General features: G+C 62.4%; 8 protein-coding genes. 6 read left to right on the top strand and 2 right to left on the bottom strand.

The features are described 5' to 3' along the window. Positions 1-82: 82 nt before the first annotated feature. Both Q0248_RS01600 and Q0248_RS01595 read right to left on the bottom strand, forming a co-directional pair. Positions 83-3,166 carry a glycoside hydrolase family 2 TIM barrel-domain containing protein gene (locus Q0248_RS01600; protein ID WP_299318960.1) on the bottom strand — a complete coding sequence of 1,028 codons (3,084 nt, stop codon included), beginning with the start codon at positions 3,164-3,166 and terminating at the stop codon, positions 83-85. A 75-nt stretch (positions 3,167-3,241) separates the two neighbouring features. After that, positions 3,242-4,114 (bottom strand): NAD(+)/NADH kinase, encoded by an 873-nt coding sequence (locus Q0248_RS01595; RefSeq protein ID WP_299318959.1) that lies wholly within the window; start codon positions 4,112-4,114, stop codon positions 3,242-3,244. A 116-nt stretch (positions 4,115-4,230) separates the two neighbouring features. Here Q0248_RS01595 and Q0248_RS01590 point away from each other — a divergent pair, with 116 nt between their 5' ends. The 6 genes from Q0248_RS01590 to Q0248_RS01565 all read left to right on the top strand — a co-directional run bounded on the left by Q0248_RS01590 (position 4,231) and on the right by Q0248_RS01565 (position 8,897). Further along, the gene (locus Q0248_RS01590) at positions 4,231-4,947 is read left to right on the top strand and encodes a pyridoxine 5'-phosphate synthase (RefSeq protein ID WP_211788615.1); all 717 of its coding nucleotides are present in this window, start codon (positions 4,231-4,233) and stop codon (positions 4,945-4,947) included. Positions 4,948-5,374: 427 nt separating this feature from the next. After that, positions 5,375-6,355, top strand: coding sequence for a 6-phosphofructokinase (pfkA, locus tag Q0248_RS01585; protein ID WP_299318956.1), 981 nt, complete (start codon positions 5,375-5,377; stop codon positions 6,353-6,355). Next, positions 6,327-7,436 carry an A/G-specific adenine glycosylase gene (mutY, locus tag Q0248_RS01580; protein WP_299318953.1) on the top strand — a complete coding sequence of 370 codons (1,110 nt, stop codon included), beginning with the start codon at positions 6,327-6,329 and terminating at the stop codon, positions 7,434-7,436. The genes pfkA and mutY overlap by 29 nt, the downstream gene beginning before the upstream one ends. 21 nt (positions 7,437-7,457) lie before the next feature. Next, positions 7,458-7,958 carry a YbaK/EbsC family protein gene (locus Q0248_RS01575; RefSeq protein WP_299318950.1) on the top strand — a complete coding sequence of 167 codons (501 nt, stop codon included), beginning with the start codon at positions 7,458-7,460 and terminating at the stop codon, positions 7,956-7,958. A 129-nt stretch (positions 7,959-8,087) separates the two neighbouring features. Beyond that, positions 8,088-8,234, top strand: coding sequence for a 50S ribosomal protein L34 (gene rpmH, locus Q0248_RS01570; RefSeq protein WP_009432805.1), 147 nt, complete (start codon positions 8,088-8,090; stop codon positions 8,232-8,234). A gap of 366 nt (positions 8,235-8,600) precedes the next feature. Further along, on the top strand, positions 8,601-8,897 hold the full coding sequence (locus tag Q0248_RS01565) for a DUF4248 domain-containing protein (protein ID WP_299318947.1): 297 nt from the start codon (positions 8,601-8,603) through the stop codon (positions 8,895-8,897). The last annotated feature ends 84 nt before the right edge of the window (positions 8,898-8,981 follow it).

The raw sequence follows: 8,981 nt of genomic DNA, 5'->3' as shown, positions 1-8,981 counted from the left end.
TGCCGACCCGATGAGGTCGGCAGGGCGCGCGCTTTATTTGTTTCTAGCGGGTGAGCCCGCTTCGGGACTACTTAGCCCCAGGCTAGAGCTGTGGACGCAGCGGCAGCACGGGCGTCAGCAGCAGCGTCAGGCTGTAGTCCTGATAGGGCAGCAGGTACTTGGGCTGTGGCAGTGCCCCCCAGCTGTCGTAGCAGCCCAGGCCCATGTGGTGACTGTCGGCCAGCAGCTGGGTGAAGGGTGCCTTGGCGATGAACTCGGAGTGCTCCTGACCCTTCTGTGGGTAGCCGTCGAGGCTCTCCATGCTGCGATCCAGCGCCGAGGCCATGAAGAGCTGATCGGAGCGCAGCTCCAGCCCACGGCCACCTCTGTCGAGGACGCGGAAGTAGCTGAGGTCACTGTGCAGACCCGTCTCCTGCGGACGGATGTAGGGGTAGAACTGATCCGCTACCGAGCTCTGATAGTAGCCGAAGGGCTGCGAGAGCTTACGGTCAGGATAGCTCTCCACAGGGCCGCGGCCGTAGAAGGCCACCTGATCCAGCTCCTGAGGCAGCTCCATCTTGATACCGAAGCGGAAGAGATTGGCGACCTTCTCCTTGCTGCCAGCCTTCATCGCCTGCTGGTAGAGGATGCGTCCCGTCGCATCTATGGTATAGTCGATGCTCAGCGTAGCGCCGACGGCGGGCAGCTCGTAGCGGGCCTCGAGCTTGACGAGCATAGGCTCGGGCTGCGTGGCCTTGAGGCTCTTGAGCTTGAGCTCAGGGTGGCGCCAGACAGCGTAGCGACGCTGCAGACCAGCGCCCATATCATTGTCCGTCGGGGCGCGCCAGAAGTTGGGACGCAGCTGATGCCCCTCATCGAGGAGCTGCACGCCACCTGCTTCGTAGTGCGAGACGAAGCCCGTAGCCTTGTCGATCTCGATGCGCCAGTCCGCGCCCTTGATGATGTAGTACTGCACATCATTGGAGAGGAGCTCGGGGGCAGACTGGGCGCGCTGCTCGTTGAGCTTCAGCTCAGGCAGCTGCCCCTTCTGCAGGACGAACTGCTCGTGCGCCAGCTCCGTACCCGCCAGTAGGATCCCATCGGCGTGGGTGAGCGTGAAGGAGAGCTGTAGCGTGACGTCCTCCGTCGCGCCCACAGCGGGCATCGTGTAGGGGATCGTCAGTTCCTCAGTGGCCTGCGGGGCAATCGCGGGCAGCTGCATCGTCCCCGACTGGACGGGAAGGCCCTCTACAGAGAGCTCCCAGCGCATCGTGTAGCGGCTCAGGTCGATGAAGAAGTTCTCATTGTAGATCTTTATCCGTCCCTTCGCTGCGTCTACCATCGAGGGGCGTATGCTCTGGTGCACGTAGCTCACCTCGTAGGCGTGCGGATTGAGGCGACGGTCGGGGCTGACGAGCCCGTTGTCTAGGAAGTTGTTGTCCGAATAGTCGTAGCGGTTGAAGTCGCCGCCATAGGCGTAGAAGGAGCGGCCCTTCTTGTCGCGCCAGCGCAGGCCCTGATCGACGAAGTCCCAGATGAAGCCCCCCTGATACTGAGGCTCGCGACGGATCATATCCCAGTACTCGTCGAAGCCGCCCTCGCTATTACCCATAGCATGGGCGTACTCGCACTGGATGACGGGCATCGAGGGCTTGCTGTCGAGGTACTTCTGGATCTCCCAGGGACGGCGGTACATAGGGCAGTAGATATCGGTCGCCTCCTTGCCCGAGCGCTCGTACTGCGCAGGGCGGGTGGGGTCGAGCTTCTTCACCAGGCGGTAGGCAGCCCAGAAGTTCTCGCCGTGCCCCGACTCATTGCCCAGCGACCAGGTGATGACGCTGGGGTGGTTGACATTGCGCTGGACGTTGCGCTCGTTACGCTCAAGGTGCGCCTTGAGGAAGTCCTTGCGGTGCGCTAGGGACTCCTTGCCGTAGCCCATACCGTGGCTCTCGAGGTTGGCCTCCGCCACGACGTAGAGCCCGTACTCATCGCAGAGCTGATACCAGAGGGCGGCGTCAGGGTAGTGACAGGTACGTACGGCGTTGATGTTCATTTGCTTCATCACCACGATGTCCTGCAGCATACGCTCGCGGGAGACGTGGTAGCCGCCGTCGGGATCCATCTCGTGGCGGTTCGCCCCCTTGATGAGGACGGGCTGGCCATTGACCAGCAGCTGCCCTCGGGCGATACGTACGTTGCGGAAGCCCACCCGCTGGGGGATCACTTCGCCCCCTGCCTCGACGCGCAGCGTATAGAGGTAGGGATACTCGGCACTCCAGAGCTGGGCGTGCTCGAGGGTCATCTGGACCTCCGAGCCGCGCGTCTCTGCCGAGGCTACGACCTTGCCCGTGGCATCGCTCAGCGTAAGGCGTACGGGTAGGCTGGCGGAGGTCTTGTCGAGCTTGACCGACAGCAGTCCCTTCGTGTAGTTCACCGTGTCGACGTCGGCTACCACGCGCAGGTCACACACGTGCTGCGGCTCGCGAGCGTAGAGGTAGCAGTCGCGGCCGACGCCCGAGAGGCGCCAGAAGTCCTGGTCCTCGAGGTAGCTACCGTCACACCAGCGGTACGACTGGAAGGCGATGAGGTTCGGCTCGCCGTACTTGATATAGGGGGTGAGGTCGAACTCTGTCTCCAGCTTGCTGTCCTCACTGTAGCCCACAGGGCGGCCATTGACCCAGAGGTTGATGTTGGAGGTCACGGATCCGAAGTGGGCGATGACCTTCTTGCCCCTCCAGGAGGCAGGGATGGTGATGCTGCGACGGTAGCTCCCTACGTGGTTCTCCTTGATGGGGACGATGGGGGGATTATTCTTGAACTGGTTGCTCCAGGGGTAGGGGACATTGGTATAGAGGGGATGGCCATAGCCGTGGAGCTCCCAGTTGCCAGGGACGGGGATCTGTGCCCAGGACTTGTCGTTGAGGCTCAGGGTACCGAAGTCCGTGGGGCGCTCGTCAGCGTTGCGCACCCAGTGGAAGCGCCACATACCGTTGAGTGAGAGGTAGTGGGTGCTCTGTCGAAGGTCCCTGGTCGACTCACCCGCGCGGAAGGCGAAGTAGTCGGCGTGCATCGGGAGGCGGTTGATGGCATTGACCTCAGGGTTCTGCCACGGCTCCTTGGAGGACTGCTGGGCGCTGGCCGTGAGGCTAAGTGCCAAGAGCCCCAGGAGGGGGAGGAGGGCTTTCATGTCGATAGTGTGTGGTGATTGAAGTGTATAGATATGGATCTTGTAGCGTAGTAGGGGAGGCGGCACTAGGGGGCGCTACTCGCGTACGGGAGCAGCCCAGAGGAGCTTGCGCCTCAGGGTATCGGCGAAAGAGTGAGGACTCAGATGCATGACCTGCAGCTGGCGTGTGGACTTGCGTATACGCACCTTCGCGCCGCAGGGCAGGATACGTGCCTGCCCATCGAGCACGAGCATATAGCTATTGTTGCGCGCGCGTACACTGAGCTCCAGATCCGTAGCCTCGGGTACGACGAGCGGGCGCATCGTCAGCGAGTGCGGGGCTATGGGCGTCAGCAGCATACAGCGCGAGCCCGGCATCATCAAGGGGCCACCTGCCCCGAGGGAATAGGCCGTAGAGCCCGAGGGCGTAGCAATGATCAGCCCGTCGCAGTCGTAGTCGGCGAGGAAGTCATCGCCCAGCATGGTATGGATGGTGATCATCGAGCCCGTCTCGCGCTTCAGCAGGGCGACCTCATTGAGCACGTCGCCCTGGCACTGACCGTCCACCTCGACCGAGAGCAGCATACGCGTCTCCAGCGTGTAGTCCTCAGTGAAGAGGCGCTCCATCAGCGGCAGCGCCTCGGTGATCCCGCGATCGGTTAGGAATCCAAGGCGTCCCATATTGAGCCCCAGCACGGGGATCTCCTGGGCGAAGACACGGCGGGCAGCCCTGAGGAAGGTACCATCGCCGCCGAGGCTCAGCACGAAGTCTACATCTAGGGGGGTAGGGTAGGGAGGCAGGTGCCCTGCCAGTCGGGGCTCTAGACCGAACTGCTCACGCAGCATCGTCTCAAAGCCGGTATCCAAGTATAGCCGCACGTCTGGTCTGTCGAGGACAGCCAGCAGCTCGGCAAGGTGCGCAGCGTGTCCGTCCAGGTGCTGCGAGGCGATGAGTGCTATCTTGTACATAGTCCATCTGGGAGGCCCTTCGGCTAGACGGCGCTAGCTAGAGAAAGCCGTATCTTTGTCCCGCTTAGGTCTCGGTGAGACCTATTATCTACTACAAATATATATAAGTTAGACATATGACACAGCTAAGTGTGAACATCAACAAGGTGGCGACCCTGCGCAACGCGCGCGGGGGCAATGTCCCCGACCTCCTGCAGGTGGCGCGGGACTGCGAGCGCTTCGGTGCCCAGGGGATCACCGTACATCCCCGCCCCGATGAGCGTCACATACGCTACCGCGATGTCTACGAGCTGCGGGAGATCGTGACTACGGAGTTCAACATCGAGGGTAACCCAAGCCCCGAGTTCATGCGTCTGGTGGAGCAGGTACGCCCCCATCAAGTGACGCTCGTGCCCGATGCGCCCGACGCCCTGACCAGCGACGCAGGCTGGGATGTCGCCGCCCATCGTGACTTCCTCAGCGACATCCTCGCCGCCCTCCACGAGTGGGGCATACGCTCCTCCATCTTCGTCGGCACGGATCTGGAGAACCTCGATGAGGCTGCACGCCTCGGGACCCAGCGCGTCGAGCTCTATACCGAGCCCTATGCGCGCCTCTACCCCGAGGACAGGGCAGCCGCCGTCGCGCCCTTCGCTCGCGCTGCGGTGCACGCCACCAGCCTCGGCCTCGGGCTGAACGCTGGGCATGACCTCAGCCTGGAGAACCTCCGCTACTTCTCCGAGCAGCTGCCTCAGCTCGCCGAGGTCTCCATAGGCCATGCCCTCATCTCCGACGCGCTCTACCTCGGCCTCGAGGAGACGATCCGCCGCTACCGCGCCTGCCTCGTCCGCTAGCGCCCGTCCTTCCCCCAGCACCCGAGCCTCCCGCTCAGCACGACGTCCCCAAGCGCTACGGAGCTCTGCCCCGACGCGCCTCGGACGAAGCCCCGATATAAGGGGCAGCGAGCTAAGCGCTAAGGGGGAGGGAGCAAAGTAATATAAGAATGGGGAGAAAGTAATATAACTTTCAGCGAAAAGTAATATAATATTCGTCAGAAAGTAATATAATATTCTCCAAGAAGTTATATAAGAAATACGAGCCCGCCTAGCCCCTCACACCGCTGCCCCTCTTCTGAGATATCAGCGCGAGCCCGCTAGGCCCGCTCCGAGGCTTGCCCTAGAGCGATAGGACAGCCCCTTCATCCAAGCCCTCCGCACAGACAAGGCACAGCACGCCTAGGCACGTGCGGACTAACTAGACTACTCATACCAAGCAAGCAATATGGCCGCTATCAAATGTATCGGCGTACTGACCTCGGGAGGTGATGCCCCCGGGATGAACGCCGCCATCCGCTCCGTCACGCGTACCGCCATCTACCACGGCATACGCGTCAAGGCTATTTACAGAGGCTTCAAGGGCCTCATCTCGCAGGAGATCGAGGACTTCGAGACGCAGCACGTGAGCAACATCATCCAGCGCGGAGGGACGATCCTCAAGACCGCCCGCTGCCAGGAGTTCCGCACCGCAGAGGGACGTGCTGAGGCCTACCAGACAATGAAGGCACACGGCATCGACGCCCTCGTGGTCATCGGCGGCGATGGCTCGCTCTCGGGCGCTCGCGAGCTGGCCGAGGAGTGGGATGTGCCCATCGTCGGGCTGCCTGCCACCATCGACAACGACCTCTACGGCACCGATCTCACCATAGGCTACGATACGGCGCTCAATACCATCGTCACTGCCGTGGACAAGATACGGGACACGGCTAGCTCGCACGAGCGCCTCTTCTTCGTCGAGGTCATGGGCCGCGAAGCGGGCTTCCTAGCCCTCAACGGTGCCATCGCCACGGGCTCCGAGGCTGCCATCATCCCCGAATACGCCTTCGAGAAGGACCAGCTAGCGGAGACGATCGAGAACGGATTCCGCAAGACCAAGAACAGCAGCATCGTCCTCGTCAGCGAGAGCGAGAGCACGGGCGGGGCGATGAAGGTCGCCGAGCGTGTGGAGAAGGAGTACCCACAGTTCGACGTGCGCGTCGTCATCCTCGGGCACATCCAGCGCGGGGGCTCGCCCAGCGCTCAGGACCGCATCATCGCCAGCCGCATGGGCGTCGCTGCCATCGAGGCTCTACTGGAGGGCCAGCGCAACGTGATGATAGGTATCGTCAACGACGCCCTTGTCTACGTACCCTTCTCCAAGGCTGTGAAGAAGAACAAGCCCATAGACGAAGACCTCGTTGAAGACCTCCGCATCCTCTCTATATAGGACGCTGAGGCAGCGCCTAGGCGCCTGGTACGACCGCGAGGCACGCGACCTACCCTGGCGCCGCGACGTGTCGGCCTACCACGTGCTCCTCTCGGAGGTCATCCTCCAGCAGACGCGCGTGGATCAGGGCATGAGCTACTACCATCGCTTCACCGAGGCCTTCCCCACGGTCTACGACCTGGCGGCCGCCAGCGAGGACGAGGTGCTGCTGCTGTGGCAGGGACTGGGCTATTACTCGCGTGGGCGCAACCTCAGGCGCGCTGCCCAGATCATCGTCTCGGACTTCGAAGGGGAGCTGCCACGCACGCTCGAGGAACTCAGCCGTCTGCCAGGCGTAGGGCCCTATACGCGTGGGGCTATCCTCTCCTTCGCTTACAATCTACCCTTCCCGACGGTAGATGGCAATGTGTACCGTGTCCTCAGCCGCCTCTTCGCCCTCAGCGACCCTATAGACACGGGCGCGGGACAGCGCGTCTACTGGCAGCTGGCCGAGGAGCTGCTGGATCGCGAGCACCCCAGTCGGCACAACCAAGCCCTCATCGAGCTCGGGGCCCTCTGCTGCACGCCACGCAGTCCTCATTGCCTCGAGTGCCCCGTCCAGCAACAGTGCGAGGGCTACCGCCGAGGGATCGCCGAGACGCTGCCCATCAAGCAGGGCAAGACGCGCGTCCGTCCCCGCTACATGTATTACTTCCTCGTGCGCCTCGGGGAGGGTGGGGCGACCAGCCGCCTCCTACGGCGCCGCGGTGCGGGTGACATCTGGCAGGGGCTCTACGAGCTGCCGCTCATAGAGGGCGGCGAGGAGCCTCTAAGCGCGGAGGCACTACTGGCGCACCCGCACCTCGCCCAGCTCCTCGGGCAGCTACGTGCGCCGCGCCTGCATCCTCAGCCCCGCGCCACGGCCAAGCACCGCCTCTCGCACCAGCAGCTCTATGCCGAGCTCTACCTCATCGAGGCCGAGGGACTCATACCTTCCACCGAAGAGGAGCAGCAGCCCTGGATCCTTATCCCCGAGGCCGAGCAAGAGCGCTACGCGCTGCCCGTACTCCTTACGCGCCTCCTCGAGGAGGCCGAGGACTAAGCCTTCTCCCCAGTATATCTCATGGACAAGCAAGCCATCTACGACTACCTCCAGGAGCGTCACATAGACTACCAGCTGACCGAGCACGCCGCCGCGCACAGCATGACGACGCTCTCCGAGCTTGGCCTCCCACATCCCGAGGCCATGGCCAAGAACATCTTCGTACGCGACGACCGACACGAGCGCTTCTACCTCATCACCCTGCGCGGGGACAAGCGGGTAAAGCTCAATAAGTTCAAGCGCCTCTACGGCACGCGTACGCTGACTTTCGCCAGCGAGGAGGAGCTGGAGCGCATCCTTGGCCTCAAGGCGGGCTCTGTCTCGCCTCTCGGGCTACTCCACGACCCGACGCACCAGGTGGAGCTCTACCTCGACAGCGAGTATGCGGCCGAGGGCGCCCTCATCGGGATACATCCCTGCGACAATACGGCGACGCTCTGTCTCCCCGTCCGCAGCCTCGTCGAGCTGCTGCGCGCCGAGGGCAAGGGCATACACTTCGTAGATGCCGCACAGCTGTGGTAGCCTAGATCGGAGCGCCGCCTCGAGGCAGCCCGAGCTGCGCGCGGAGGCTGCTTCAAGAAAATTGACTATCTTTGTCACTCAAATTGTGCAGCATAGAACAGTAAGAACTAAATATATTTAGACACAGAGATGAAAAGAACGTTCCAGCCCTCGAACCGCAAGAGAAAGAACAAGCACGGCTTCCGTGCACGTATGGCTACGGCTAACGGCCGCCGTGTACTCGCAGCACGTCGCGCTAAGGGTCGCGCTAAGCTCAGCGTTTCGGACGAGTACTAGTCGACTCGGCAGCACGCCCCAGGGCATGCACCTAGATATTAAGCGGGAGGTGAGTCAGTGGCTCACCTCCCGCTCTTTTTGTACCCCTCGGGCAGCACTCGCAAGAGGTGCGGAGAGCAGGGATCGTAAGGGGAAAGCGAGCAGAGAGGAGGGAGTGAGCAGAGCTGGAAAAGGGTGAGAAGCGCTGCGGATCAGGGCGGGCGAAGGCTCGGGAGGGAGTAGGGGAGATCTTTCGTACCTTTGCCTCAAGCGACGGAGCAGACACCCAGCCTGGCCCATATATACTGAGAAACACGACGCCAGACGGGTCGGAGGCCCCTTCGCCCTATATACTTCATTTATTCACCTTTATTACTCACTACATCTATGAGTACCAGTAAGCTCCTCCAGAGGAAGCTCGCGCGTGACTGCGAGCTAGAGTTCCGCGTCTACAGCTTCCGCGAGCTCGCCTCCCTCTACTTCCCCCACTACCAGCCATCCAGTGCTAGCCGTGCGCTCAGACAGCTCATCACGCACGACGCCCTCTTCAAGCGGCAGCTCCAACGGCGAGGCTTCAGCCTGACGCGCCGCAAGATCTCACCCTACCAGATCGAGGTCGTACTGCAGCAGCTCGGGACCCCCCGCGAGTTCTACGAGATCCAGCGGGCGAACTCCCCCTACTAGCTCGCCCAGCTAGCAGGCTAAGCTCCCCCTAAGAAAAGCCAAGCGGGACAGTGCCGCGTCATACGACGCAGCGCTGTCCCGCTT

Origin of the sequence: uncultured Porphyromonas sp., assembly GCF_938046015.1 — a bacterium.
Lineage (GTDB): Bacteria > Bacteroidota > Bacteroidia > Bacteroidales > Porphyromonadaceae > Porphyromonas.
Note: the sequence above shows the minus strand (reverse complement) of the source record. Positions and strands in the feature narration are given on the sequence as shown.